The organism is Streptomyces sp. FH025, assembly GCF_017427025.1.
In the GTDB taxonomy this organism is placed as follows: Bacteria; Actinomycetota; Actinomycetes; order Streptomycetales; family Streptomycetaceae; genus Kitasatospora.
The window spans coordinates 1-26,108 of the sequence record NZ_JAFLNG010000008.1 but is presented as its reverse complement, the minus strand read 5'-3'; the positions used below and the strand labels follow the sequence as shown (position 1 = coordinate 26,108).

At 72.2% G+C, this 26,108-nt stretch carries 27 protein-coding genes; 26 read left to right on the top strand and 1 reads right to left on the bottom strand.

The genetic code is table 11. The annotated features are described in order from the left end of the window. The first annotated feature begins 100 nt into the window (after positions 1-100). The 21 genes from J0670_RS01220 (at position 101) to J0670_RS01125 (ending at position 20,373) form a co-directional block, all read left to right on the top strand. Positions 101-670 carry a hypothetical protein gene (locus tag J0670_RS01220; protein WP_207808720.1) on the top strand — a complete coding sequence of 190 codons (570 nt, stop codon included), beginning with the start codon at positions 101-103 and terminating at the stop codon, positions 668-670. Positions 671-951: 281 nt separating this feature from the next. Continuing rightward, entirely contained in the window at positions 952-1,542 is a 591-nt protein-coding gene (locus J0670_RS01215) for a hypothetical protein (RefSeq protein ID WP_207808718.1), read from the top strand. A gap of 5 nt (positions 1,543-1,547) precedes the next feature. Further along, entirely contained in the window at positions 1,548-1,811 is a 264-nt protein-coding gene (locus tag J0670_RS01210; RefSeq protein ID WP_207808717.1) for a hypothetical protein, read from the top strand. Further along, a complete protein-coding gene (locus J0670_RS01205; protein ID WP_207808715.1) occupies positions 1,804-5,595 on the top strand; it encodes a hypothetical protein in 3,792 nt (1,263 codons plus the stop codon). Before J0670_RS01210 ends, J0670_RS01205 begins: the two co-directional genes overlap by 8 nt. Then, on the top strand, positions 5,595-6,419 hold the full coding sequence (locus J0670_RS01200; RefSeq protein ID WP_207808713.1) for a hypothetical protein: 825 nt from the start codon (positions 5,595-5,597) through the stop codon (positions 6,417-6,419). Before J0670_RS01205 ends, J0670_RS01200 begins: the two co-directional genes overlap by 1 nt. A gap of 12 nt (positions 6,420-6,431) precedes the next feature. Then, positions 6,432-9,872 (top strand): hypothetical protein, encoded by a 3,441-nt coding sequence (locus tag J0670_RS01195; RefSeq protein ID WP_207808711.1) that lies wholly within the window; start codon positions 6,432-6,434, stop codon positions 9,870-9,872. Positions 9,873-9,890: 18 nt separating this feature from the next. Beyond that, positions 9,891-10,544 carry a hypothetical protein gene (locus J0670_RS01190; protein WP_207808709.1) on the top strand — a complete coding sequence of 218 codons (654 nt, stop codon included), beginning with the start codon at positions 9,891-9,893 and terminating at the stop codon, positions 10,542-10,544. Next, on the top strand, positions 10,541-10,711 hold the full coding sequence (locus J0670_RS01185) for a hypothetical protein (RefSeq protein ID WP_207808708.1): 171 nt from the start codon (positions 10,541-10,543) through the stop codon (positions 10,709-10,711). The genes J0670_RS01190 and J0670_RS01185 overlap by 4 nt, the downstream gene beginning before the upstream one ends. A gap of 16 nt (positions 10,712-10,727) precedes the next feature. Continuing rightward, positions 10,728-10,946: a hypothetical protein gene (locus J0670_RS01180; RefSeq protein WP_207808707.1), complete on the top strand. Its 219-nt coding sequence runs from the start codon at positions 10,728-10,730 to the stop codon at positions 10,944-10,946. A gap of 127 nt (positions 10,947-11,073) precedes the next feature. Then, positions 11,074-11,217, top strand: a complete 144-nt coding sequence (locus J0670_RS01175; protein ID WP_207808706.1) for a hypothetical protein — start codon at positions 11,074-11,076, stop codon at positions 11,215-11,217. A gap of 130 nt (positions 11,218-11,347) precedes the next feature. Further along, the gene (locus tag J0670_RS01170) at positions 11,348-11,656 is read left to right on the top strand and encodes a hypothetical protein (RefSeq protein ID WP_207808705.1); all 309 of its coding nucleotides are present in this window, start codon (positions 11,348-11,350) and stop codon (positions 11,654-11,656) included. A 303-nt stretch (positions 11,657-11,959) separates the two neighbouring features. Then, positions 11,960-13,195 (top strand): recombinase RecT, encoded by a 1,236-nt coding sequence (locus J0670_RS01165; protein ID WP_207808704.1) that lies wholly within the window; start codon positions 11,960-11,962, stop codon positions 13,193-13,195. A gap of 243 nt (positions 13,196-13,438) precedes the next feature. After that, positions 13,439-14,542, top strand: a complete 1,104-nt coding sequence (locus tag J0670_RS01160; protein ID WP_207808703.1) for a hypothetical protein — start codon at positions 13,439-13,441, stop codon at positions 14,540-14,542. A 445-nt stretch (positions 14,543-14,987) separates the two neighbouring features. Further along, positions 14,988-15,827 carry a hypothetical protein gene (locus tag J0670_RS01155; protein WP_207808701.1) on the top strand — a complete coding sequence of 280 codons (840 nt, stop codon included), beginning with the start codon at positions 14,988-14,990 and terminating at the stop codon, positions 15,825-15,827. Continuing rightward, complete coding sequence (locus tag J0670_RS01150; RefSeq protein ID WP_207808699.1) at positions 15,824-16,723, top strand: hypothetical protein; 900 nt, start codon at positions 15,824-15,826, stop codon at positions 16,721-16,723. The genes J0670_RS01155 and J0670_RS01150 overlap by 4 nt, the downstream gene beginning before the upstream one ends. Further along, positions 16,720-17,652 (top strand): hypothetical protein, encoded by a 933-nt coding sequence (locus tag J0670_RS01145; protein WP_207808697.1) that lies wholly within the window; start codon positions 16,720-16,722, stop codon positions 17,650-17,652. The genes J0670_RS01150 and J0670_RS01145 overlap by 4 nt, the downstream gene beginning before the upstream one ends. Further along, positions 17,649-18,008, top strand: coding sequence for a hypothetical protein (locus J0670_RS40135; RefSeq protein WP_207808695.1), 360 nt, complete (start codon positions 17,649-17,651; stop codon positions 18,006-18,008). Before J0670_RS01145 ends, J0670_RS40135 begins: the two co-directional genes overlap by 4 nt. After that, positions 18,005-18,478, top strand: a complete 474-nt coding sequence (locus J0670_RS38805; protein ID WP_307806332.1) for a 6-carboxytetrahydropterin synthase — start codon at positions 18,005-18,007, stop codon at positions 18,476-18,478. The genes J0670_RS40135 and J0670_RS38805 overlap by 4 nt, the downstream gene beginning before the upstream one ends. After that, the gene (locus J0670_RS38800; RefSeq protein WP_307806331.1) at positions 18,475-19,209 is read left to right on the top strand and encodes a 7-carboxy-7-deazaguanine synthase QueE; all 735 of its coding nucleotides are present in this window, start codon (positions 18,475-18,477) and stop codon (positions 19,207-19,209) included. The genes J0670_RS38805 and J0670_RS38800 overlap by 4 nt, the downstream gene beginning before the upstream one ends. After that, the gene (folE, locus tag J0670_RS01130) at positions 19,206-19,799 is read left to right on the top strand and encodes a GTP cyclohydrolase I (RefSeq protein WP_207808691.1); all 594 of its coding nucleotides are present in this window, start codon (positions 19,206-19,208) and stop codon (positions 19,797-19,799) included. Before J0670_RS38800 ends, folE begins: the two co-directional genes overlap by 4 nt. Positions 19,800-19,902: 103 nt before the next feature. Next, the gene (locus J0670_RS01125) at positions 19,903-20,373 is read left to right on the top strand and encodes a hypothetical protein (protein ID WP_207808689.1); all 471 of its coding nucleotides are present in this window, start codon (positions 19,903-19,905) and stop codon (positions 20,371-20,373) included. 130 nt (positions 20,374-20,503) lie between these two features. On the opposite strand, the gene J0670_RS01120 is transcribed toward J0670_RS01125, so the two are convergent. Then, positions 20,504-20,662: a hypothetical protein gene (locus J0670_RS01120; RefSeq protein ID WP_207808687.1), complete on the bottom strand. Its 159-nt coding sequence runs from the start codon at positions 20,660-20,662 to the stop codon at positions 20,504-20,506. A gap of 713 nt (positions 20,663-21,375) precedes the next feature. Here J0670_RS01120 and J0670_RS01115 point away from each other — a divergent pair. The 5 genes from J0670_RS01115 to J0670_RS01095 all read left to right on the top strand — a co-directional run bounded on the left by J0670_RS01115 (position 21,376) and on the right by J0670_RS01095 (position 25,804). After that, entirely contained in the window at positions 21,376-22,005 is a 630-nt protein-coding gene (locus tag J0670_RS01115; RefSeq protein ID WP_207808685.1) for a hypothetical protein, read from the top strand. A 183-nt stretch (positions 22,006-22,188) separates the two neighbouring features. Further along, positions 22,189-23,280 carry a hypothetical protein gene (locus J0670_RS01110; protein WP_207808683.1) on the top strand — a complete coding sequence of 364 codons (1,092 nt, stop codon included), beginning with the start codon at positions 22,189-22,191 and terminating at the stop codon, positions 23,278-23,280. Between the two features lie 91 nt (positions 23,281-23,371). Continuing rightward, positions 23,372-23,878: a hypothetical protein gene (locus tag J0670_RS01105; protein WP_207808681.1), complete on the top strand. Its 507-nt coding sequence runs from the start codon at positions 23,372-23,374 to the stop codon at positions 23,876-23,878. 311 nt (positions 23,879-24,189) lie between these two features. Next, on the top strand, positions 24,190-24,732 hold the full coding sequence (locus J0670_RS01100; protein ID WP_207808679.1) for a hypothetical protein: 543 nt from the start codon (positions 24,190-24,192) through the stop codon (positions 24,730-24,732). 112 nt (positions 24,733-24,844) lie between these two features. After that, on the top strand, positions 24,845-25,804 hold the full coding sequence (locus J0670_RS01095; RefSeq protein ID WP_207808677.1) for a LysM peptidoglycan-binding domain-containing protein: 960 nt from the start codon (positions 24,845-24,847) through the stop codon (positions 25,802-25,804). The last annotated feature ends 304 nt before the right edge of the window (positions 25,805-26,108 follow it).

The window sequence follows — 26,108 nt, the reverse complement described above, 5'->3', positions numbered from 1 at the left end:
CGATTTGTGCGACAGCCCCACGCGCGGTGACGGCGCGACGCTACCGCTCGGCGCGGCCTACGGTCCGGCTCGTCCCTGGCGCCCACGTTGAGGAGGATTGGTGCCCGCGGAGAGCCTGTTCGTAGCCCAGATGGCCCGTCTGTACCTGGCGGCGCCGGGTACGGTCGCGCCCACGGACCCGGTGGCGGCGATGCCCGCCGGGTGGAAGGAGGCCGGGCTGTTCAAGCCGGGTTCGTTGGAGTGGAACACCGACCCGAAGTTCGAGGAGCTCAAGTCCCACCAGCTGCGGTATGCGGCCCGCACCATCCAGACCGAGGACGCCGCGACCATCAAGGTCGAGCTCCAGGAGTGGAACGCGGGCAACATCATCGCGACGTACGGCGGCGGCGAGGTCACGAGCCTCACCCAGGGCGGCAAGACCTTCTACCGGTTCAGCCCCCCGAAGGTGGGCGGGCGCAAGCAGTTCGCGGCGGTCGTGGAACTGGTCGACGGGGCCCGGCACTACCGCCGGATCGTGCCGCTGTGCGACCAGGTCGCATCGGTGAACCAGAAGTACCCCAACGACTCGGAGAGCACCCTGCCGTTGGAGCTGAAGGTCGTCGGCGGGGAGGGAGCGGACCCGTGGTACGACCTGACCGACGACCCGGGATTCGCCCCGGCTGCGCCGTGAACTTCCTTCGCCAGTAGTCGGTTTGGGGCTGTGCCCATTCACAGCCTGTGCGCCTACTGTGGATCACGTCGGGCAGCCCTCTCCCCCCCTGGGGCCGCCCGACCCCGCGATGCCCTGGTCCCGCCCCTGGCCGGGGCATCGCCATGCGTGCACCCCTGAAGGCCGCAGGTCTTCGGTCGGCCCGTGTGCCGTCCCGGGGCTTGCCGTCCTCGGGGCGACGCTAACTGCCTTCGGCTCCTACGGTCTGCGGCGTTCCGTTGCCGACAGACCGAGGAGCCGACATGGTCGGGATCGACCTGGACGCCGCCCGTGAGCGCCGTCTGGCCGCCGCTGCCGAGAAGGCGCGCGCCGCCAAGGCCGAATACACCGTCGGTGAGGAGCCGGTGATCTTCGGCGGCACCACCGTGGCGACGCTGCCGGCCGAGCTGCCGCTCGCGGTGTGGGAGCCGCTGGTCGGCATCCCGTACCTGCCGCTGCTGCTGCGTTCCCTGGTGGAAGCCGCGCAGGCGCAGGGCGACCAGCAGACCGAGGCCGCGAGCCTGATCGTGGACGTGCTCGGCTCGGAGCCGACACTGCCGTCCGACCTGCTTGCCGCGGCCGCCGAGATGGGTCGCCGTCTGCTCGGCGAAGACGGGTTCGCCCGGCTGATGGAGCAGCGCCCCAGTCACCCGGACATCTTCGAGCTGGTGCGCGCCGTCTGGGCGAAGTACTTCCCGGGTGGCAGCCTGGGGGAACTCATGGGGCCGTCCGAGTCGCTTTCGAGCGCTGGGACGACCTCGAGGCCGACTTCCAGCGCTTCTACCGGCTTGACGCCCGCGGTGTCTGGCGACGGCCCGGTGACCCTGGATTCGTCGGCACCCGACGCCTCCTGACCCTGATGCGGGGGCTGCCTGCTGAGGCCCTGCTGCGCCGGGACGGCGCGGAGGTCGGTGCGGATCGCTGGGGGCTGACGCAGGAGCTGCTGGCGCAGCTGGTCGAGCTGGTGTCGGTGCTGGCGGCGGAGCACCGACTGCGCCGGCCGGTCGAGCTGCCGCGCCCGGCCTACCTGAGCGCCGGCCGTGCGCGCGAGCGGGACGGCAAGGGCATGGCCCGGGCGGTCGCCGTGCTGCGCCGCAGCGGGAAGGCAGCCGGTCGTGGCTGAGGAGATCGACTCCGGCCGCCTCGTGGTGGAGGTCGTCGCTGACTCGGCGGGGTTCGCGACGGACGCGAAGGCCCGCGTTGACGCGGCGGTGCGTAACCTGCGGGCCAAGATCCGGCTGGACCCGGACGCCTCCGGGCTGCGCGAGCGTGTCGAAGCCGCCGCGCAGGCCACCCGCGCCCGCATCAAGGTCACGGTCGATGTCGACGTTGCCGGGCTGCGCCAGCGCGTCCAGACAGCCGCGCAGGCCGCCCGCGCCCGCATCAAGGTCGCCGTCGACCCGGACACCTCCGGGCTGGCGGAGAAGGTGCGGGCGGCGACCGCCCGCGCCGCGTACGTGCGCGTCGGGGTCGGCCTCGACACTGGCAACCTGCGTCAGCGCGTGCGGGCCGCCGCCGAAGCGGCAGCGGCCACGGTCAAGCTCGACCTCGACGTTGAGACGGCCGGGCTGCGCGCCCGGGTCAGGGAGGCGCTGGCCGGCCTGGCGGTGCGCGTGCGGGTCGACGTCGACACCGCCGCCGCGACCACCCGCCTCGCGGCGTTCCGCGCGGCCGCGTCGCGGCCGGTCAACGTCCCGCTCAACGCCCGCGGTTCCGCCAGCGGCGGTGAGTCCGGGGGGTTGCTCCAGGCCGCCGAGGGCTTCGGCTCCACCGTCGCCGGGCTGGCCCGCCTGCCCGCGATGGTCTCCGGGGCGCTCGCCCTCGGTCAGGCCCTCACCCAGGTTGCCGCCGGGCTGTTCGCCGTCGGTTCGGCGGCGGGCCCGGCGGTCGGGCTGCTCGGTGCCCTGCCCGGCGCGGCGGGCGCCGCCGTCCAGGGCCTGGGTACCCTGCTGGCCGCGTTCTCCGGCATCGGCGCCGCCGTCAAGGCGCTCGGCCAGGCGGACAAGCAGTCCGCCGGGGCGTCGTCCGCCTCCGCGCAGGCCCGGCAGGCCGCCGCCGACCGGGTGGCGGACGCGCAGCGCCGGCTCGGCACCGTCCAGCGCGACAGCGACGAGCAGGCCCTGCGGGGAGCCGAGCAGGTCGCGCAGTCCCGGCGTCGGCTGGCCGATGTCCAGGAGCGGGCGGCGGCGCAGGTAGCCGCCGCCGACCGGCAGCTGGCGGCGGCGGAGCTCACGGTTACCCGCGCGCATCAGGCCGCCGCGCAGGCGCAGCAGGCGCTGAACGACGCCCGGCAGGCCGCGCAGCGCACCCTGGAGGACCTGAACCGGGACGCGGCCCGAGGGCCGCTGGAGGAGCAGAAGGCGTTGCTCTCGCTGGAGCAGGCCCGTTCGCGGCTCAACCAGGTCAACGTCTCCCCGTTCTCGTCGGAGACGGACCGGCGCGAAGCTCAGATCGCCTACCAGGAGGCGGTCAACCAGCTCGAGGACGTCCGCACCCGCAACAAGCGGCTCGCCGAGGACGTCAAGAAGGCCAACCGGCAGGGCGTCGAGGGCAGCGACCAGGTCACCTCCGCGAAGGAGCAGCTGGCCCGCGCCCAGGAGGCGGAGCAGGACGCGGTCCGGGGTGTCCAGGACGCCGAGGAGCAGGCCTCCCGGGCCCGCGTCGAGGCGGTGCGCGAGGTCCAGGACGCGCACACCGCGCTGGACAAGTCCGTCCGTGAAGCGCAGCGCCAGCAGAAACGTTCCGCCGAGCAAGTAGCGGACGCGCAGCGGGACGTTGCCCGCGCGCTGCGGGACCAGTCGCAGGCGCTCAACAGCACCAGCAGCGCCGCCAACACGGCCGAGGAGGCGCTCAACGCGCTCTCCCCGGCCGGGCAGCGCTTCGCGCGGTTCATCTCCGGCACGGTGCAGCCCGCCCTGCGCGGGCTGCGGGACACCGCGCAGGAGGCGCTGCTGCCTCCGCTGGAGAGGGGGATCGGCCGGGCCCTGAGCCTGCTGCCGATCTTCAACCGGGCGATCGGCGACACCGGGCAGGTGCTCGGCCAGGCTGCCGAGCGCGGCGCGGAGATGGCCACGTCCGGGCCGTGGCGGGCGGACCTGGCGCAGGTCGCCGCGACCAACACGCGGGTCATCGGCTCGCTGGCGGGCGCCGGCCTGAGCGCGGCCGACGGCCTGCGCAACATCACGGTCGCCGCCTCGCCGCTGCTGGAGCGGCTGGCCCGTGGCACCGAGCGCGGCTTCGCCCTGGCCGCCGCGTTCATCCAGGCCCGCCGTGACGGCGGCCAGCTCGAAGGGTTCTTCCAGCGCGCTGGGGACACCGGGGCGCAGCTGTGGGGCATCCTGCGGGACATCGGCCTCGGTGTCCTGAACATCGGGCGCGCCGCTGCCCCCGCCGGGCAGCAGCTCCTCAACTCGCTTTCGGTCGCCGCGAGTTCCTTCCGCACGCTCACGGGTGAAGGCGAGACGCAGGCCAAGCTCGCCGGGTACTTCGCCAACACCGTCCCCGTCCTCCAGGAGGTCGGGCGGCTGGTCGGCGCCCTCGGGGTTGCCTGGTTCAACTTCACCAACAACCCGGCACTCGCGCCGCTGATCGCCCGGCTGCGTACCGAGGTCCTGCCCGCGGTCACGCAGCTGGCGGGAGCGCTGGGCAACGGTCAGTTGTGGGACCAGCTCCTCGGGCTGCTTAACTCCATCGTCGGCATCGCCGCCCAACTCGGCGGCCTCGGCGCCACCTTGTCCGGGTTCCTGTTCGTCATCCAGGCCGTCGCCTCCGCTGTGCAGGTGCTGCTGTCGATACCCGGCATGGGCGCCTTCGTCTCGGCGCTACTGACGATGGCCGGCGTCGCGGGCGGCATCATGTTCGTCGCCAACGCGATCGGCGCCGTGCGCGGCGCCCTGACCCTGCTGTCCGCCAACCCGATCATGCTGATCGTCGCCGCCGTCGCCGCCGTCGTTCTCGGCCTCGTGATGGCCTATCAGAAGGTCGACTGGTTCCGTAACGCCGTCAACGGCGCGTTCAGCGGACTCGCCGACGGGGTGCGCTTCGCGCTCGACAGCATGGTCTCCTTCGCGACCTGGTCCTGGGGCAAACTGTCGGGGATCTTCGCCCCGCCGATCCGCTTCCTCGTCAACACCGTGTACGACGGCGGAATCCGCAAGGCCTGGAACTGGATCGCCGACAGCTTCGGCCTCGGCAAGCTGCCGTCGTTCACCGTCGGCTTCGCCCGAGGCGGCGTCGTGCCCGGCTACGCGCCCGGCCGCGACACCGTGCCCGCCATGCTCAGCCCCGGCGAAGGCGTACTCGTGCCGCAGGCCGTACGCCAACTCGGCGGAGAAGGCGGCATCACCGCCCTCAACGACGCCGCCCGCGCCGGGCGCCTCGCCGACGCCGGGGCGCCCGTGCAGGGCTTCTTCCTCGGCGGCCTCGTGGACGGCGCGGTCGACCAACTGCGCGGCTGGGCCGCCGGCGCCCTGGCCAGGGCCCTCACCCCGGTGCGGGGCTGGTTCAACTGGATGCCCGACACCGCGTGGGGCAGCATGCTGCGCGGCATGGTCAACCGGGCCGTGGACGGCGTGCTGGCCTTCGTACGCGGCTACGCCACCGGGGGAGTGGTGCCCGGCTACGCGCCCGGCCAGGACAGCGCCCTGGCCCGCCTCAGCCCCGGCGAAGGCGTCCTGACCCCGCAGGCCGTGCGCGGCCTCGGAGGCGGCGCCGCCGTCAGCGCGATCAACGCCGCCCGCGGGCAGCTCGCCGACGCCGGCCAGGGCGAGCGCATCGGCACCGTCATCTCGCCCGGCGCGATCGTGCAGTACATCACCAACCCGCTGCCCGAGACGCCGGGGGAGAGCGTCAACAACCGGCTGCGGGCCCTCGCCAGCTTCGGCCTGTTCGACAAGGAGAGCGCCTGATGGCCCGCGAACGCTGGCTGGTGGACGGCTACGACCTCACCGACGGCCTGGTGCGCGACGTCGAGTACCGGGCCGGCCTGACCGGCACCCCGGCCGTCGTCGGCGCGAACGCCACCGTGCCCAACCGCATCGGGGAGCTGTGGAGGCCCAAGCACCACGGCCCCGGCAAGTTCACCCTCGCCCTGTGGCTGGCCCCCACCAAAGGCGGCTGGCAGGACGTCGAAGCGGCATGGGACGACCTGCTGCGCGTCGTCGCCCGGCCGCACCGGCTGCTCACCTTCGAGCGGCACACCGCCGCCGGCCAGGTGCGCCGCTGCGAGGGCGAAGTCCTGTCCGCGCTCACCCCGACCCCGCTGGGCCAGAGCGGCATGCGCGTCAGCCTGGAGGTCAACGTGCCCGCCGGGTACTGGGTGTCCGCCGACACCAGCACCCAGGCGACCGCTCCCGGCACGCCCGTGCCCCAGGACCTGGCGCTGACCGAGTTCGCCGACGCCACCGCGCCCATGGAGCAGCTCGCCTACCTGCTCTCCGGGCCGATCACCGCTCCGACCGTCACCGACACCACCGACGGAACCGGCGACTCGTTCACCTACACCGGGCAGATCGGCGCCGGACAGACCCTCACCGTGGACGCCGCCACCTGGCAGCTGACCGGCGGTGGCGGCTTCGTCCCCGACCCGGGGCGCCTGACCAACACCGGGCCCGCCTTCCTGCGCCTGGCCCCCGGCCGGCCCGGCAAGCCGCCGAGCGTGCGCCTGACCGGCACCAACACCGGGCCCACCACCCAGCTCACCGTCACCGGCCGCCGCGCCTACCTGACCTGACCGGAGAACACCGTGGCCGTGCACCTGCGCGTCTTGAGCCCGAGCGGCAGCCTGCTCGGGCTGCTGCCCTACCCCGCCGACCTCAAGACGCAGGCCGAGCACAACGGCCCCGGCGCGCTGACCTTCACCTACCCGCGCAACGCCCCGGGCGCCGGCCTGCTGTCCGGGGACGACCCGCGGCTCTCCCTGGTCATCGACGGCGTCGAGCAGCCCGAGCGGTACCTGCTGGAGGACGACGGCGACGACCCGGCCGACGATGCGGGCGCGGCCCGGCCCATCCAGGTCGGCTGCCGGGGCGCCCTGGCCCTGCTGGAGCGCGCCGTGATCTACCCGGTCGGCCACACCCCCGGCCAGGCCGTGCAGGGCCTCGACGCGCACTTTCCGTTCGTCAACGCCACCCCCGGCGCGATCCTCGCCACCCTGCTCCAGCGTGCCCAGGCCCGCGGCGCCCTGCCGGAGATCACCTGGGACTTCACCTCCGCCGCCGACAGCGCCGGCCGCCCCTGGCCCACCACGTACACCGTCCAGTACGACGCCGGCGGCGACCTGCTCAAGACCGTCACCTCGATCACCGGCGCGGGGTGGGCCGACGTGCGGATGGAGGGCTACCGGCTGCGCGCCTACGTGCCCGACACCGTGTGCGCCACCGACCACCCCGGCATCGTGCTGTACCTGGGCCGAGACGTCCTCAAGGGCCCCCGGCAGCGCTCCCGCCGCTCGGTGCGCTCCCACCTGCTGGCCTCCGGCGACTCCGGCAACCTCGCCGAAGTCGTCAACCCGACCGCAGCCGCCCGCTACGGACGCCGCGAGGCCTTCGACGGCCGGGGCGGCATCACCGACGCCGCCACCCTCACCGAACTCGCCCGCGTCACCCTCGGCGGCATGGGCGCCGCCTCCGAGGGCTTCACGATCGAACTCGACCCGGCCGCCACCCAGCACCGGCCCGGCACCGACTACCGGGCCGGGGACTACATCCGCTACGACCAGCGGCGCACCGACCCGGCCACGCTGGAGCCCCTGCGGGTGCGCACCATCGCCACCACCTACGACGACGCCGGCCAGCCCAGCAGCAGCCTGGAACTCAACGACCTGTTCGTGGAGCAGCGCATCCGGGTGCAGCGGCAGCTGGACGCCCTCACCAACGGCTCCGCGACCGCCTCCCGCACCCCGCTGCCGCCGCTCGGCGACCGCAACGACACCGTCGCCCCCAAGGCCCCGGACACGGTGCTGCTCGGCTCCTGGGCCTACCTGGACCGGGGCGGGCAGCAGCACGCCGCGCTGGCGGTGTCCTGGCCCGCGGTGACGCACAACGCCGACGGCACCGTGTACGACGACGCCGGCGCGTACCTCGTCTCCTACCTGCTGCCCGGCCTGCGGATCGCGGGGCAGGACCCTCAGTGGTCCCCGGAGCAGACCGTCCACGGCACCATCGCCCACTACGACCAGCTCCCGGCCGGGCAGCGCGTCCGGGCCCGGGTGCGCACCGTGGACGCCTCCGGCAACTCCTCCGCCTGGCAGATGTCCGAGGAGGCGGTCCTCGCGAGCGACACGACCCCGCCGCCGGTGCCGTCCAAGCCTGCCGTCGCCCGGCTGATCGGCGGCATCCGCGCCACCTGGGACGGCCTCGGCACGCAGGGCGAGACGATGCCCGCCGACTTCGCGAACGTCGAGGTGCACATCTCAACCGCCGCCGGGTTCACCCCGACCGCCGCGACCGTCGTGGACCGGCTGGCCGGCGCCGCCGCCTCCCCCGTCACCGGCCTCGCCTACGGCACCACCTACTACCTCAAGTTCGTGGCGGTCGACCGCGCCGGGAACGCGTCCGCGCCGTCGGCCGAGGTGTCGGCCGTGCCGGACATGGTGATCGGATCCGACCTCGCCGACAAGATCCTCACCGCAGGGAAGTGGGCCGATGTCGAACGGGCCTCGCTCCAGACGAGCTTCTTCACCGGCTTCGCCACCGACGACCCCCGGTGGGTGCAGACCTCCGGCAGCACCGACGCCACCTGGCCCACCGCCGCCCGGCCCGACGCGCCCACCGGCGGCCGCGCACTCATCGCCGCCCGGACCGTGCGCTTGGAGTGGTCGGAGAACCTGCTGTGGGACCCGGCCGTGCTCTACCGCATGTCCGTGCGCCTGCGGCAGACCGCAGGCACGCCGAGCACGGTCACCATCGGCCTGATGGGCATCGCGGCCGACGGCACCACCCGCATCAACCGGCAAGGCAACAACGCCGTCGACCTGGCCTTCGCCGTGTGCGCGAACACCGCCCCGCTGGCGGCCGGCGGCGGCTGGGTGACCCTCACCGGCTTCCTCGAGGGATTCGGACCCGCAGCCGGGCCGTTCTGGACCCCCCAGCCCGACCCGCAGAAGCCCACCACCCTGCACCCCAACGTGCGCTTCGTACGCCCGCAGCTGCTGCTCAACGTCGACGGCGGCACAGCGGCTGTCACCGAGGTCGACATGTTCACCCTGGAGGCGCTGGAATTCCCGCCCAACGTCATCGGGGCCGTCCAGATCGCCGACGCCACGATCGTCGGCGCGAAGATCGCGCAGGCGACCATCCAGGACGCCAACATCGGCACGGTCTCCGCGAGCAAGCTGACCGTGGGCCAGCTCAAGGCGGACATCACGGTGTCCGCACGCATCAAGACCTCCGACACCGGCGCGAGGGTCGAGCTGAACTCCGCTGGCATCGAGGCGTGGAACGCCAACGGCGTGAAGACCATCGCCGTCTCCGCGACCACCGGCGACGTGCGGATCGTCGGCGGCCTGTCCAGCGGACCCACCGGGCAGCGCATCGAGATCAACCCCGGCGGGGGACTCCCCGAGATCCGCTTCTTCCCCACCAACGGCAACAACTACGCCTTCATCAACGCGATCGGCGGGTACAACGGCGCGGCGTACATCGGGCTCAACAGCGGCACCTTCCAGCACAACGGGCAGTCGACGGCCTACCGGCTCTACCTGACCGAGTACATCTCCGCCCTGGAGACCATCCGCACTGACACCCAGAAGCCGTGGGGCGGCGCCGTCCGGATGAACGCCAACGACGGTGCCGCACTCGTGTACGCGGTTGAGGACTCGGCCAAGGGCTACGTGGTTGCCACGCAGGGCGGCGTCCAGATCGGCCGGAACAACGACCACGGCGGCAACACCGAGCTGTGGATCGACGCCACGACCCTCCAGTACAAGGGCACCTTCCCGAACTACTGGTATTCGGAGCCGGACCGGGGGCTGTTCACCGGCACGGTGGGGATGACCAACTGGACGTCCATGTCGCTCTCCTACGGACCGACGATGCAGTCCGACATGGTGCCGATCGTCACCCTGCGGGACTGGCAAGCGGTACGGGCCTGGCAGGTCACCGCTTCCTCCACCACCGGCTTCACCACCACCCTCGCCTCCGCCAGCTCCGACGGATCCGTCGGCTTCTGGTGCTACCGCATCTGACACGAACGGGGAACAACCATGCCTGAGCAGTACCGGGTACTCGACGCGACCCGGATCAACGTGGGGCCGACGCAGTGCTGGGCCGTGCGCCAGCAACGGCCGGACGGAGACCACCACGTCACCGTCTTCCCGACCACCTCACTGGAGTGGCGGGCCGCCGAGTACGACATCGACCACACCACCCCGGACGGCATCGACATGATCCTCGACATGCTGCTCCACGAGCCGTGGATTGCGGACCCGCTGGAGCAGCGCAGCACCGATCCGGCCGCCGCGAAGGGCCTCGCCGCCGGGCAGCCGGCGCCCGTCACCCTGCACAACGCGCCCGACCGGGCCACCGCCCGCCAGGCCCACCTCGAACGGATCGCCCACGCCAAGCGGACCCGTGTCGCGGTCACGGCCGGACCCGCCGCGGGCACGCGCCGCGCGGCAGCGGCGAAGCCCGCGCCGGACCCGCTCGACATCATCCGGCGCCACCACGGCATCACCCCCGAGGGAGTGGCCGCGAAGACAGAGATCGTGGAGCAGACCCGGCGGCAACTCGCCCAGCCCCAACCACCCGCCGAGGACGAGGCGACCCGCGTCAGCCCGGACAGCTTCACCACGCCCGTGTGGGACGCCGCGGTGCCCCGGCGCGACCAGGCGCAGCACGGCGGAGAGGACACGGCATGACCGACGGCCCTACCCCCGAACAGCTCGACCGTCTGCTCAGTACCGCCGACCGCCGCCGGCTCACCCCTGCCGAAGCCGCCCTGCTCCGGACCGGCGTCCAGCACCTGCGGAAGGCGGCCGCCGGCCCCCGGCCGGCCACCAGCGACACCCCCCACCCGACGAAGTGAACGGAGCCCCGCCGCCATGGAGCACAACTCCCGGCCCATCACCGTGGACGCCGAGCCGTACATCGCCCGGCTGCGCACCCAGATGGCCGAGGCCTGGGGCCACGCGCAGGCGGCACTCGCCCTCGCCCACGAGGAGATCGCCGTACGCGCCGCGCGGGAAGCCGACCTGGAGCGGCGGATAGCCGAGCTCGAAGCCACCATCGCCGAACTGCGCGGCACCTCGACGCGACCGTAGACACCGCCGCGCCCTACCGTCCCCCGCTGTGGAACCGGACCCGGACGACCAGCAGCCTCCCGCTGGCCGACGACACCGACGGAGGACCAGATGGAGCGAGATCACCGGCTGGAAGACGGTCCGGGATTTGGCTCTGTTCCTGCTCGGAGCGGCGGTGATCGTGCGGGAGGCGTGGACGCCACCGGCCGACCCGAGCGTGATCATCACGGGCCTGACCCTCGCGGGGCTGCCCGCCGCGCTGTCAAGGGACGAACGGCCGCCGCGCGAGTAGCCCCGCGCACCGGCCTCCTGGCCCGATACCGGTTCACCGCCGGCTACCTGGCCGCCGCCGGCGTCGCGTTCGTTGCGACCTGGCCGCTCTGAGCGCCAAGCCCGCCCATCACCAGCACCAGGAGACGACTGTGACCATCCTGAACGACACCGAGGCGTGGGGCCTGCTGCTCGGCGCCGTCACTCCCTGGGCGACCGCGCTCGTCCAGCAGCCGCACTGGACCAAGCCGGTCCGCGCCGTCGTCGGGGCCGTGGCCTCCGGCATCGTCGGCATCGTCACCGTCCTCGCCCGCGGGGACATCGCCCACGCGCAGACCGCCCTGACCACCGTCGCCCTCGCCGTCGTGGCGTCCAAGACCTTCTACGACGGCCTGTGGCAGCACGCCGGCGCCGGAGCGCTGGAGCGCGCGACCGCCCCGGACCGCAGGGCCGGTTGGTAGCCGGCCCTGTGTCTGCGGCCGGCGCTACCCTAGAGTGATGATGTGGCCGCCGGGCCGACCGGCCGCTGGCTCTGGCAACAAGCCCTTCGGGGCTGTCTCCTATCAAGGGGAGCACGCGGAACCGGGCGGCGTCGCAACCCGCGGGCCCGGCGGCCACACTTCCTAATCCCCCTTCTCCGCAGCCGATTTGGCCACGTGGCGGGTGTTCCCACGCAGGCCGGGCAGGCGGGAGGGTGGCGGCAGGCAGCCACACCGGGGCCTGCGAACCCCGGTGCCGCCACGGAGACAGGAAGGCACTATCCGGTGACAACGCCCGTACAACAAAAGCCAGTTGAGGCCGAACCGATCACCCCGCTGACGGACAACCGTGCGGAGATGTCGATCCAGACGGCCGAACAGGTCCTGGAGATCACCGCTGACCAGCGGTTCTGGACGAAGGCGCAGCGGGCCGCCCTCGCCGCCATCGGCCTCGCGCAGGCCCCGACGCACGACCTCGTCGCGTTCTTCCACATCTGCAAGTCCACCGGCCTGGACCCCTTCCGCCGCGAGATCTACTACATCCAGCGCAAGCGCAAGGTGGGCAAGCAGGAGGAGCTGTACTACACCGCACAGACCGGCATCGACGGGTTCCGGCACATCGGGCAGCGCACCGGCCGGTTCATCCGGCGCGTCGGCCCCTTCTGGACCGGACCCGAAGACGACCCGAAATGGTGGATCGTAGGCGAGGACGGGATCAACCGCCGACGGTGGGTCGACGTGTGGCTCCACGACAACCCGCCCGCCGCCGCGATGTGCCGGATCGAACACCGCAGCATCGCCGGGGACGAAACGGTCACCCAAGCCGTCGCCGTGTTCGCAGAGTTCGCCGTCGGCAAGGACGAATGGCGCAACGACCCGCACACGGGTGAAGGATTCAAGACCGGCAAGCGCATCCTGACCGGTCAGTGGCCGACCATGGGCGCCCACATGATCGGCAAGGTGGCCGAAGCCCAGGCATGGCGCATCGCCTTCCCACGCGAGCTCGTGAACATCTACGAGCACGCGGAGATGGAGCAGGCCGACGCCGCTCAGCGTGAACTGGAGCGTGAGGCAGGAGCAGCGCGCCGCCGCGACGCCCGCTCCCAGGAACAGCCCGGTGTCGTCGTCCCCGGTACGGTGGTCAGCACCTCCACCACCGAGACGGCCGACGGCGCTACCGGGCAGGGGACGCCCGAGAGGGAGCCGGGCACGACCTCGGGGGAACCGGCTGGCGAGCCCCCCACCGCAGATGAGCTGCGCCAGGAACTGCGCGCCTACGCCTCCGCGATGGGCAGCACCGTCACCAAGATCACCGACCGGTGGCGGAAAGCGACCGGGATCGGCGTCAACAAGGCGACCGCCGGGCAGCTCGGCGAGTTGCTCGCCGAGCTGCGCCCCTACGTTCTGTCCGCGCTCGGATCCCACCCCGAGGCGGCCGAGCACGTCGAGGCCGGCGGGCTGCTGATCCGGCTCGACCCCGACACCACCGTGTGGAGCAGAGAGGACGCCCGCGAGGGCTAGCCCGCCCCCGCCCACTCCACCCGCAGGGCCGCGCCCCGGCCGCGCGGCCCTGCGGCCTGCCCACACGGACACCTCATGCAGCCCCTCATCGAGCAAGCCCGCACACTAGCCCGCGCCCGTCTCATCGGGCCCAGTCCGCTCCCGTGCCGCTGCGGCGCGCCCCGGCACGCGCACCGGGGACAGAAACGCTCCGGAGGCCACCCCTCCACCAACTGCGCCCGCTACCGCCGAGACCCCGCCGACGTGCTCCTCGAACGCGCCCAGGCGGCGGCCCACGCCCGGCTCGGCGACGACCTCGCGGCATCCGAGCGAGGCGGCCGCCGCCGCTCCCGGCGCCCCAAGCAGCCCGGCCAGTGGTCAATCGGCGCCTCCGACACCAGCTCCTGCCGCCGCGCGATCTGGTACCGGGAGAACCCCCCACCCGGCTACGTCCCGGCCCCTGTGGACCGGCGCGCCGCCCGGGCCGGAACCCTGATCCACGACTCGGTGTCCCGCCGCCGGCGCGCCCTCTACCCGTGGCGGCTCTACGAGCAGCCCGTCACCCTGCCGGGCCTGGACCGGCCGAGCCGCTACGACGAGTACGACCCGGTCACCGGCGTCCTGTACGACTACAAGACCGCCGGGGACTGGAAGTGGGCGCTGGTCGGCGGCGACGGCCCACCCGAGCCGGAGTGGGACCAGACGCAGCTGTACGGCCTCGCCCTGCACCTCGCTGGCGAGGTGGTGACCGAGGTGAGGATCATCTACTTCGAGCGCAAAAGCGGCAGCGACGAGGAGTTCACCCGCCCGTTCGACGAGCAGGCCGCCCGCCGGGCGCTCAGCCGGTTGACCGCGATCGCCACCGCCCTCGACCTCGGCGCGGCCCTGCCCCGGGACCGATCCGGACCGAGCACCGACGTGATCTGCCGACGCTACTGCCCGGCCCGCATCCACTGCTGGAGCATGCTCGAGGCCCAGTCCGTCGGCCGGTCCCCGGAGTCGTACACCCTCGTGACCGACAGGTCCGACATCGAATGGGCGCTCGGCGAGTACGACCGGCACCGCGCCGCGAAGTCCGCCGCCGAGAAGGCGCAGAACGTCGCCAGGGCGCTGCTCGACGGCGTGGCCCCCGACACTTACGGCGAGTACGAGTACGTGCGCACCCCCGGACGGCTCAAGGACCCAGAGCCGGACCATCAAGGACGCGTCCGGCAGCTCGAAGCGTTGTGGGACAACCCGCCCAGCGAGCGACCGGCACTGCACGAGCTCGACTACCCCACCAGGCGGACCCGTACGAACGGCAGCACCCAGGTGCGCCGGGTGCGCGCGGCCAAGCGCGGCACTCCGCCGGTGCGTGGAAGCCGGTAAGAACGCCAAACCCTGCGCGCATCAACCTCCCCGGCCAGGCGCTTGCCGCGCGCGCCTGGCCGGGCCGAGGAGGACGGCGCAGCGGCCCCACTGTCCGTCGGTTGATCTAACGTCCGCCCATCGCAGGCACGTTGAGAGGAACACCGTGACCAGCCCGTACGAACCCGCGCCCCACGCGCCTCGCTCGCCCTGGTTCACCGAGAGGCCGCCCGCTCACCAGCCCGCCGCGCCGCTCGTACCGGCGCGGCCCGCCGGGGACGCTGGCGCACCGATCTACGAACAGCTGGTCGCCGAGTTCGGCGACCCGTTCAGCCTGCTCGGCCCGATCCACTCCCGCTATCCGCTCCGGCCTCTCGCTGGCCCGGCCAGGGACTGAACCCCCACCCCAGCGCCGGAAGTTGCTCGACGCGACCTAACCTCGGGCGGGCGCCTAGGTTCCCCGCTCATGGCAGCCCCCCGCTACATCGACTACATGCCGCTGGACGAGATCCGGCCCGCCGCCCGAAACCCCAAGAGGCACGACGACGACGGGCTGGATCGCTCCGTCGAGCAGTTCGACTTCACCGAGCCCGGCCTGCTGGACGAACGCACCGACCGGATGGTGTCCGGCCACGGCCGCTACGAGACCCTCGCGCGCCGTCGTGACGCGGGCAAGGCCGCCCCGGAGGGCGTGGTCGTCACCGCCGACGGCACCTGGACCGTCCCGGTTGTGCGCGGCTGGGCATCCCGCGACGACGCCCACGCCGAGGCCTACCTGATTGCCTCCAACCACCTGACCACCCAGGGAGGCTGGGACGGCGAGGGCCTGGCCGTGATGCTGTCCGATCTGGAGCAGGTCGACCCGGCGCTGTTCGCGGCCACCGGTTTCGACCACGCCCAGATCGATGCCATGCTCGCCGAGGTCACCCCTGGCGGCCCGGTCGGCGACGCGAACGACGCGGACGACGACGCCGCGCCGGAGCAGCCTAACCGCGGCGACCTTCTGGCCCTGGCCGGTGTCACCGTCGGGGAGCCCGAGCACCAGGTCGAGACCGGGCAGGTGTGGGAGCTGGGCGACCACCGCCTCGTCGTCGCCGAGGTTTTCGACGGCTGGCCCAAGTGGACCCCGCTGCTCATCGAGGACAGCCTCTTCCTGCCCTACCCCACCCCGCTCGCCCCCTTCGCGGACCGGGCCGTCGGCCGGCGCCTGGTGATGGTGCAGCCCGAGCGCTACCTGGCCGGTCACCTCCTGGACAAGTGGGAGCGGATCAGCGGCGAGGCGCCCACGCTGCGGGACGAGTCGTGACGACCGTCGTGCCGACCGGCGGTGGCACCTTCGAACCCGGGCAGAGGCCCATCTACTTCACCGCGGGCGGAGGGGAGTTCAACGCGGGCCCGCACGTGCTGACGGCCGTCAACGAGCTGATGGGCGACGCCGAGGAACAGCGGCTGCGGGACCTGCTGGACGCCGGATGCCGAGTGCTGCTGGACAGCGGCATCTTCTGGCTCACCAACCGGCACAGCCGGGCCCATGGCGTCTCCATGGACGAGGCCCTGGCGCTCGCCCCGGAGCAGGTCGACGGGTTCGAGGAACTGCGCGAGCGGTACATCCACCTGGCCCGCACGTACGGCGACTGGCTGTGGGGCTACATCGAGCTGGACCAGGGCGGCCTGCTGCACAAGCGGGCGCAGCGCGCGGCCCTTCACGACCTCGGCCTGTCGCCTATCCCGGTGTACCACCCGCTGGTGGACGGCTGGGACTACTTCGATGAGCTGGCCGAGCGCTACGACCGGATCTGCGTGGGCAACATCGTGCAAGCCTCCGGCCCGGTGCGGCTGCGGCTGCTGCACACGATCTGGGAGCGCCGCCAGCAGTACCCGCACCTGTGGATCCACGCGCTCGGCCTGACCGCCAACGAGTGGTGCCTGGCCGTCCCGCCGGACTCCTGCGACTCCTCGTCCTGGCTGGCGCCGCTGCGCTGGAACCACCAGCGGATCGAGACCTCGATGCTGCGCCGCGTCGGCAACCTGCCCGCCGGCTTCCGCTACGCCCCCGGCGACAGCGCCTCCTACCAGGCCGCCGCCCGGCTGTGCGCGGACGCCGCGACGGCGCTGGGCACCTGCTGGAGGCACGCCGCCCACCGCGTCCAGGAGCTGACCGGCGCCCCTGGCGGCACCGCGCTGGAAGGGGCGCAGCGATGAACCCGAGCCACCAGCTCGCCACGGTGAAGCGCACCGGCGGCGCGTTCGACCCGGCCGACCGGCACCTGTACTTCGCCGCCGGCGACTCCGAGCACTACCCGCACCACGTGCTGCTCGCCACCAACGACCTGCTGACCGCCGGCCACGAACGGAGGTTGGTCGAGCTGCTGGACGCCGGGCACCGCGTCCTGCTCGACTCGGGGATCTTCTGGTTGACCAACCAGTACAAGCGGGCCCACGGCGTCTCCATGGACGAGGCCCTGCGCCTGGCCCCGGAGCAGATCGACGGCTTCGATGACCTGTACGCCCGGTACGTCGAACTGGTGCAGCGCCACGGCGACCGGCTGTGGGGCTACATCGAGCTGGACCAGGGCGGCCGGGACAACAAGATTCGCACCCGTGCCCGCCTCGAGGACGAAGGCCTCGCGCCGATCCCCGTCTACCACCCGCTGGTGGACGGCTGGGACTACTTCGACGAGCTCGCGCAGCAGTACGACCGGATCTGCTTCGGCAACGTCGTCCAGGCGCCGGCGCCGGTGAGGCTGCGCCTGCTGCACACCCTGTGGGAACGGCACCGCCAGTACCCCAATCTGTGGGTGCACGTCCTCGGCCTGACGGTCAACGAGTGGTGCCTGGCCGTCCCGCCGGACTCCTGCGACTCCTCCACCTGGCTCGGCCCGCTGCGCTGGCCGGACGTACGGGTCGACTCCGCGTTGCTGCGCAAGGTCGGCGTGATCGACCGTGGCTTCGCGTACGACCTCGCCCAGCCGGCCCACCCCACCCGCGGCCGCACCGCCTGCTGCCTGATGTGCGCGCAGACCGTCGACGCCACCACCGCTGTGTGGCGCCTCGCCCGCACCACCCGCGACGAGCTGCTCGGCCAGCCGTCCTACCCGCCCCTCACCGAACCGGAGGCACGATCCTCGTGAAGCCAACCGCCACCGTCTGGGCCAAAGTTGAGCTGCCCGGATTCCACCACTGGCCCGCCGCACCCGACCACCGCTCCTACCTTCGGGCCCGGCACCGCCACCTGTTCCACATCACGGTCGCCGTCGCCGTCGCCCACGACGACCGCGACACCGAGTTCCACGACCTCGGCGATCTGATCCGCGGCTGGTGGGGCCCGGGCTCCCGCGAGTGCGGGCCGGCCTCGTGCGAGACCCTGGCCCGCACCCTCGCCGAGCACGTCAGCAGCGTCGGCCTGAGGGTGACGATGGTCGCGGTGTCCGAGGACGGCGAGGCCGGCGCGGTCGTGCACCTGGGCGATGCGGGGGAGCAGCAGTGAGCCACGCCGTCACCGTCCGCCACAACTTCGAGACGGCGCACCGGCTGCCGCACCTCGCCGGGAAGTGCGAGAACTTGCACGGGCACAGCTGGGTGGTCGAGGTCACCGTCGCCGCTCCGATGCTCGCGGCCGGCACCGTCGTGGAGTTCGGCGCGTTCAAGCGCGTCCTGCGGGAGTGGGTCGACACCTTCCTCGACCACGGCACCATGCTCGGGGCCACCGACACCCTTGTCCCGGTCCTTGCGGGGGAGGGCAGCAAGCTGTTCCGCTTCGGCGCAAAGGACCCCACCGAGCAGGAGCAGCACGCCGCGGACCTCGGCTGGCCGAGCGTGGAGGCCGTCGCCGAGCTGCTCGGCCGGGTCGCGGCGGAGGCCCTGCACACCCTGCCCCGCGCCGCCGGCGCGTACGTCTCCCACGTCGGCGTGTCCGAGACCGCCGTCAACGCCGCCTCCTGGACGGCCGCCCCGTGAGCGCCCTCGTTCTCCCGGACGCCGGCCTGCCCGTCGCCGAGACCTTCGGGCCCACCATCCAGGGAGAAGGGCCGACGGCCGGTCAACGGGCGCTGTTCCTGCGCCTGGGCGGCTGCAACCTCAGCTGCGCATGGTGCGACACCCCGTACACCTGGGACAGCAAGCGGTACGACCTGCGCGAGGAGATCGCCCGCGTCCCCGTCGTCGAACTCGCCGAGTGGGCAGCCGAGCACCCGCACGCGGTCATCGTCATCACCGGCGGCGAGCCGCTGCTGCACCAACGCACCGACGCCTGGCGCTCGCTGATGGCCGTGCTGCGCTACACCACCCGCAGCGTCGAGATCGAGACCAACGGCACCCTCGCCCCGCAGCCCGTCAGCTTCGGCGTGCCGCGGCTGGCCTTCAACGTCAGCCCCAAGCTGGCGAACTCCGGCATGCCGGAGGAACGGCGGATCCGCCCGGACGCCCTGGAGACGTTCGCCGGCCTCGCCCGCCAGGGACGCGCCCGCTTCAAGTTCGTCGCCGCCAACACCGACGACCTCGAGGAGATCGCCGCCCTGGTCGAGCGCTTCCACCTCCCCCCGCACGCGACCTGGGTGATGCCCGAAGGGACCACCGCCGAGCGCACCATCGAAGTCGCCCGGTCCCTGGCCGACGACGTGATCGCCCGCAACTGGAACCTGACGATGCGGCAGCACGTGCTGCTGTGGCCTGGAGAACGCAACCGATGACCACCCCCGCCAACACCGTCGACCTGGACGGCGCGGCCGAGCACGCCGCCGGCCTGCTCGCCGCCCTCGGCATCCCGTGCGACACCGAGTCCACCGCGGCCACCCCGCGCCGTATGGCGAAGGCCCTCGCCGAGCTGACCGCCGGCGTACGCCTGGACCCGGCCCGGCACCTCGCCGTCACCTTCCCCCCGGAGGGGGAACGGGCGGGGCTGATCGCCGCCGTCGACGTGCCGTTCACCGCGCTCTGCGAGCACCACGTGCTGCCGTTCACGGGCCGGGCCACCGTCGCCTACCTGCCGACTCCCGGAGCCCGCATCGTCGGCCTGTCCAAGCTCGCCCGCCTCGTGCAGGAGTTCGCGGCCCGCCCGCAGGTTCAGGAACGGCTCGGCCAGCAGGTCGTGAACGCCCTCGGCGCGCACCTCGACATCCAGGGCGCGGCGTGCCTGATCCGCTCCGAGCACGCCTGCATGACGGCCCGCGGTGCCCGCGCGCACGGCGCCGCGATGGTCACCAGCCACCTGACCGGGGCCCTCCACGCCGACCTGGCCCGACGCGCCGAAGCGCTCGCGCTTGTCCCGCCACCGGCCTGACGTCGCAAGGGAGTTGTGCCCAAGAGTCCATTCGCGCGGGAGGATGGAAGGGCCAGGCCGGGACCGCGAATCCCGGCCGCCCACACCAATGGAGACAACAACGATGATGCTCAGGGTTCCTGTTGACCTGCCCGCCACCGCGCTGCGGGTCGGCGATCTTCGTGGATTCCTGGGGGTGATGCCCGACGACCTGCTGGTCGTCGCCGACTGCCCCGGGCAGGGCGGCCCAGGCCGCACCCGGTTGGGGTGGCCGGTGAAGGCGGCGGTGCGCGACGAGTCCGGCCGCCGCGTGCCGGTGGTCGCCCTGCCCCAGGTCGCTGCCGACGACGAGCACGCCATGACGGTGTCGCGCCTGTACAGCCTGCTCGCGGACCTGCCTGCGGACGCGCCCGTGGTGACGGTCTGGGAGGTTGAGGACGGCCCCCGCCAGACCACGATCGGCACCCCCGAGTTCGGCGACCTCATCAACCAGGCCTCCGGGCTCACGGTCCGGGCGGTCATCCTCCCCGCCGTCCTCAGCGGCGCGACCGGCACGGCGTACGACGAGATCGCCTACAACCTCGGCTGGGAGTAGCCCAACAGCCAGGGTGGGCACCCCGTAAATTTACGGAGTGCCCACCCTGGCTCGACGCCGTCCTACCGACGTCAGTAGGCGCTCGGCCAGCGCCGGCGGCTGCCGCAGTCGGCATCCGGCCGCTGGCCTGCTACCGCCGGCGGAGCATCGACCACAGCACCGGGCCAGTGAGCCCGATGAGTGCCGAGGTGGCCGTCGGCCAGCCGACCTGGTTGTGCAGGCTCGCGGTGGTCAGGGCGCCGTGGCCGCAGACCGCGAGGTCCCGCCAGGTCACCGGCCGATCCGCCATGGAGGGCGGAGGCGTAGAGCCCTTGGGCTGTGTCATCATGGGCATCGTTCCATTTCTGCTAAACGCCTGCGGAAAAGCGGAGTGCGCGGGTCACCCTCCCCAAAGGGTGGCCCGCATCCGCGCATCGATCCTAGGACTTGGCTGACGCCTCGCCAAATCCAAAAGTAGCTACACGAATCGCCCCAGCTGGCAGGGCTACAGATTTAGGTCATCGAAAGTCGCGCACCTCCAGTTGTCGCCCCTGACATCGCCGACGCGCGTACCTCCGCTCCATGTCGGCGCCGCTTCCCCGGTGGGGCACCGGGCCCGTTAATACGGGGCGAGGGGAGTCCCTAGCTCCTGTTGAGGAATATCCCTAACGTGCCAATGTGACAAACTCGGCGCGATTTCCCACGATGATGGATTAGTCCGAAAGGACAAATGAATGCGTACCCCTGAGGGGGTATTTATGCACACCCTCGGGGCCGTGTGTAAAATCCGATTTCGGCGCCTATCAAACACTTCTGCTTTGGCGTCGGGGCTCCAGATTTCCATGGGAAAGGGTGCGGTCAAATGAATCGCCAGGGATTGGCGCTCCTGGATTCCCGGCTCACCTTTAGGTCGAAGAGTGGCCTAATCGGGCGCCCGCAACCGAATCCGGAGCGCCGGTGAGTCCCCGCCTTCCGGTGCTCTCGAGGCGTCGTTGACCTGGGGTTCCGCGTACGGTCGGCCCTGTGAGTAGCCGCCGCGGTCGCCGTCCCGCCCTCGATCCGGAGGTGGAGAAGCGGCTGTTGGATGCCATACGGGCGGGGGTGCCGCTGAGCGACGCGGCGCCGATGGCCGGTGTCCACCCGAGCACCGTGTATCGGTGGCTGGAGCGCGGGGAGCAGGAGCAGCAGCGGCGGGAGGCCGGACTGCGCGCCCGGGCCGGGGAGCAGCCGTTCTGCGAGTTCCGCGCGAGGTTCATGCGCGCGCGCAGCGAGGGCAAGGCGCAGCTGGTGTTGTTGGTCAGGAAAGCGGCGACCGGCGGCCATGTGGTGCGGGAGCGCACCCGGACGGTACGCGACCCGGAGACCGGCGAGCGGGTCGTGCAGGTCGAGCGGGACTTCGCCCAGCCAGACTGGAGGGCTGCCCAGTTCCTTCTCGCGTGCCTGGCGCCGGACAGCTTCGGGCGGGCGGCGCAGGCCCGGATCGAGCTCGTGCCGGCACCCAAGGCGTCACACGCGTCGGCCTCAGCGGACCAGGGGCCCGGTGTCGAGCGGCTGGCGGCCCGGCTGGCCAAGATCCGGGAGGACTTCGCGGCGGAGCTGGAGGAGGACGCCGCAGTGGTCGACGCGGAGCTGGTGGACGGCCCGGAGGGCTGAGGCGAGAGTCTGCCGGTCCCCGGGAAGCGGGCCGGTTCCGGGCGTGATCGGCCCGGATGTCCGAGTAGGTCATTCGATCCAACTTTTGTGCCGTATAAGGCTGTTGTTCCCGTTGCCCTCCCTTGGCGAGTGTGGGCGCAGCCGGGCCAAAGGGGCCCGAAGGGGGGACAGGGGAGAGTCCGCATGGCGAGCAAAGACGTTGAACTGGGCCGGGCTACTGCCGTGGTGGCGGAGCAGGTCGTCGCCGAGCTGACGTCCGCCAACCGCGTGCTGCATAGCGTCGGCCTCGGCGTAGTGGCGGACTACGCGATCAACGGGGGCGTCCTGCTCAGCACTGTGTCGCAGGAGATCCTGAGCATGTCCGAGGTGCGGCAGATGGCCACCCTGGCCGCGCTGTGGAGGCTGTGGGCGAAGGGGAAGAACGTCGCCGCGATGCACCCCGACATGGCGTCGGAGCTGGCGACGTACCGCACCGGCACGCTGCCGGGGCAGCTGTTCCGCAACCTGGCCCGCCACCCCAACCTGATGGTGGTCTTCGCCGAGCCGCCTGCGATGGAGCTCAGCGTGGGAGGCGGCGGCAAGGGGCGCCTGCTGGCGATCCTCTTCAGTGGGCGGCGCACCCCGGACAAGCTGCTGTGCCTGACCAGCGACCACCGGATGGATGAGATCGCCGTCACCGTGATCTGCGAGCCGATCGCCGAGGACGGCACCCCGCTGCCCCCTCCGCCCGGCGGGACGACACCGGTGCTGGAGTTCTGCCACCTGTCGATCCCGGCCAGGGCGGGCGACGAGTTCACCGCCGAGGACCTCGCGCTGAGGATTGCCCGCAAGAGCGGCCGGGAGGAACCAACCGACGCTCAGCGTGCGATCGTGACGAGGGCTCTACAGGTCGCCGTCTACCTGTGCTCCTCGAAGGCGGACATCGCCGCTCCGCCGACGCCGCGAGGCAAGGCCGCCAAACCCGGCAAGCAGCGACGGTGGAACAAGCCGGACACCTTCCTGCGCCTCGGTTGGCGGCTCGGCCCGCGCCTGAAGGCCGCCCGAGTGCGCGCCCAGGAAGCGCGGCGCAGCGCCGCCCGGAGCACCGGCGGCAGCGGCGCAGCAGGAGGCTGGAGGCAGTACACCCACCAGCGGGGCGGGCACCTCAAGACCGTCTGGTACGGGCCGGGGAAGAAGTTCTCCGACTCGCGGCTGATTGAGCCGTACTGGGTGTCGCAGGACCTTCTCAACGCGGACGGGGAAGCCCCCGAAGGGATCATCCGGCCGCTGAGGTAAGGGTGTTGTCCGTCTTGGCGGATTGTGGGGAGGGTGGCAGGGGTCCGCCAAGGCCGGGCCCGCTGCGAACGGGACCTTCACGGAGGACGAGATGACTAACGAGATCAACCTGTCCGTATTCCCGCTGGATCTGGAGGTTAGCCAGCGCGATCGCTCCGACGGTCCCCGCTTTGCGATCACCGACGGTGAGGCCGCGTTGAGGCTGGCCCAGGAGGGCCTGTGCTCGCTGTGCTTGCAGCAGATGGAGGGCCCGGCCGTGTTCATCGGCGATCCGGTCTCAGCGCAGCAAGGAACCTACTCGGATCCGCCGATGCATGAGGCATGCGCTGACGGCGCGATCAGGTTGAGCCTGCGCATCACCAGGCCACACGCCCACTGGGCCAGCAGGCGCCGCGTTACGGACAACGCCTCCGTCTCTGCCGGGTCCTCCCTAGGGCGACCCGAGGAGTGGGTGATGGTGACCGTGTCCAGCTACACCGTGAGGATCACCCCCGCTGCGGGTGGCGGCATGATGCCGCTGTATCTCGTGGGCGAACGGCTGCGAGAGCGCCGATTCGGATACCAGCGTGGCATGTTGACCGAGAAGCGTTCCAGCTGACAGCGGCTCGTCTCCCGCTCCGGGTGGGGCGTAGCGCCGCCGACTCGCGGCTGGTCGAGCCGTACTGGGTGTCGCAGGACCTGCTCAACGCGGACGGGGATGCCCTCGAAGGGATCATCCGCCCTGTGAGGTAAGGCTGTTGTCCGCCTCCGTGCGGGGTGGGGAGGCTGGAGGGGTCCGCCACGCCGGGCGCCCCCGCCTCCTGCCTTGCCGGGGCGGCGCAGGGCCCGGGCACCTGCGAGGCCCGGACTGGCGCTGGTGGACTCCATGTTGCCCAGCCTGCCGCGAACGGGGCGCCCCCGGAGGACGAGATGACCGACCTTGACCTGTCCCACCTGCCGCCCGCTCTGGCGGCCCGGCCGCGTGACGAGAAGCGAGGACTGCCGATACCCGCCGTCAACGTGCACGACGGCGGCGTTGTCGACTTCGTGACGCTCAACGGCACGGCCGCCCTGCGGCTGGCCCACGGGCGCCGGTGCTCGCTGTGCGACGAGCCGCTGGCGGGGCTGGCGGCATTCCTCGGCGGCCCGATGTCGGCGGAGATGGGCTACTACTCGGACCCCCCGATGCACGAGGCCTGCGCGCAGGCCGCGCTCACGCTGTGCCCGCACATCGCCCGGCCGCACGCCCGCCGCGCCAGCGCGCGGCGCGTCGCGGAGGACACCTCCATACCGGTCGGGTTCACCGAGGAGAAGCCCGAGGAATGGGTGATGGTCATCGCGTCGGGCTACCTCGTCGGCGCCACGCCCGCCGAGGGCGGAGGCCTGGTCCCGCTGTTCGTGGTGCGCGACCGGATACGGGAGCGTCGATTCGTCTACCAGGACGGTGTGTTGACCGAGACGCCCGCCGCCTGACGGCGCGACGTTAGCCACCGGCCCGGCCTAGCGTCCCGGCACCTGACCTACCCGACCGGGAGGAAACCGTGCCGATCACCAACCGGGCCGACCGAGCGCGGGAGGCGAACCGATGAAGCTCGTCTCCCGCTCCGCGTGGGGCGCGGCCGCGCCCACCGGCTCCTACACCCGCATCAGTTCCACCCGTGGTGTCAAGATCCACTATGAGGGCGACGAGGTCCCCGGCGGCCTGCTGGGCGACCACGGCCGGTGCGCCGGCCACGTGCGCGACATCCAGCGCTCCCACATCAACGATCCGAAGGAAGACTGGATCGACATCGCGTACTCGTTCGTGGTGTGCCCGCACGGGTACGTGTTCGAGGGGCGTGGCCTCGGCCGCAGGAACGGGGCGAACGGCAACCCGGCGCTGAACGGGGGGCACTACGCGGTCTGCGCGATGGTCGGCACCGCGGGGATCACCTCGCCGACCGACGCGATGCTCGACGGCCTGGTCGACGCCATCGAGTACTGCCGGGCGCAGGGTGGCGCCGGCGGCGAGGTCCGCGGCCACAAGGACGGTTATCCGACGTCGTGCCCGGGGGGCGAGTTGTACGCCTGGGTGCAGCGCGGCGCGCCCCGGCCCGGCGGCGGTGGCGGGACGCCTGCGCCCGAGCCGTCGGGCGACAGCGCCGGCGTCTACACCGTGCAGCCGGGCGACACCCTCAGCGCCATCGCCGGGCGGCTGGAGACCGGCGTGGCGCAGCTGGTGGCGCTCAACGGCATCGCCAACCCGGACCTGATCCAGGCCGGCCGGAAGCTCCAGGTGCCGGCCCCGCCGTTCCCGGGGCGCGAGCACTTCGTGCTGGGCGCGCACAGCCCCTACGCCCGCCAGTTGCAGAGCTGGCTCCAGGCGGGCAACTGGGGCCCGCCCTACCGGGTGGGGCCCAGTGAGGACATGGAGCAGCTGGACCTCCAGAAGGTGGCGGCGCTCCAGCGGCACTACGTGGGCGACCTCGGGCCGGCGGACGGGCTGACCGGGCCGCTGACGTGGCTGTATGCCTACCAGACGGCTCACGGGCTGCGGGGCCGGTAGGGGTCAACTCGGGTGCGGGGCGGGCGCTTTAGGTGCCCGCCCCGAACCTAAAGTTACTGGAGTCTTCTTATTTGACTCAGGTCTGTTTTGTGCGAGGCTGGTCCTGCCAGCCGGGGACCGCGAACCCCCGGCCCGACGAAGGAGATAGCCCGATGACCGAAACCACCCCCGCCGAGGCCCTTGCTGAAGACGGAGCCCGCCGCCCCCGTCGGACGGTGACCCTGCGCCTCGACCTGCGAACCCTGGCTGCCCTCGGCCTGGCCGGGGCCGGGTTCATCACCGGCACGCTGGTGATGAGCCGCCC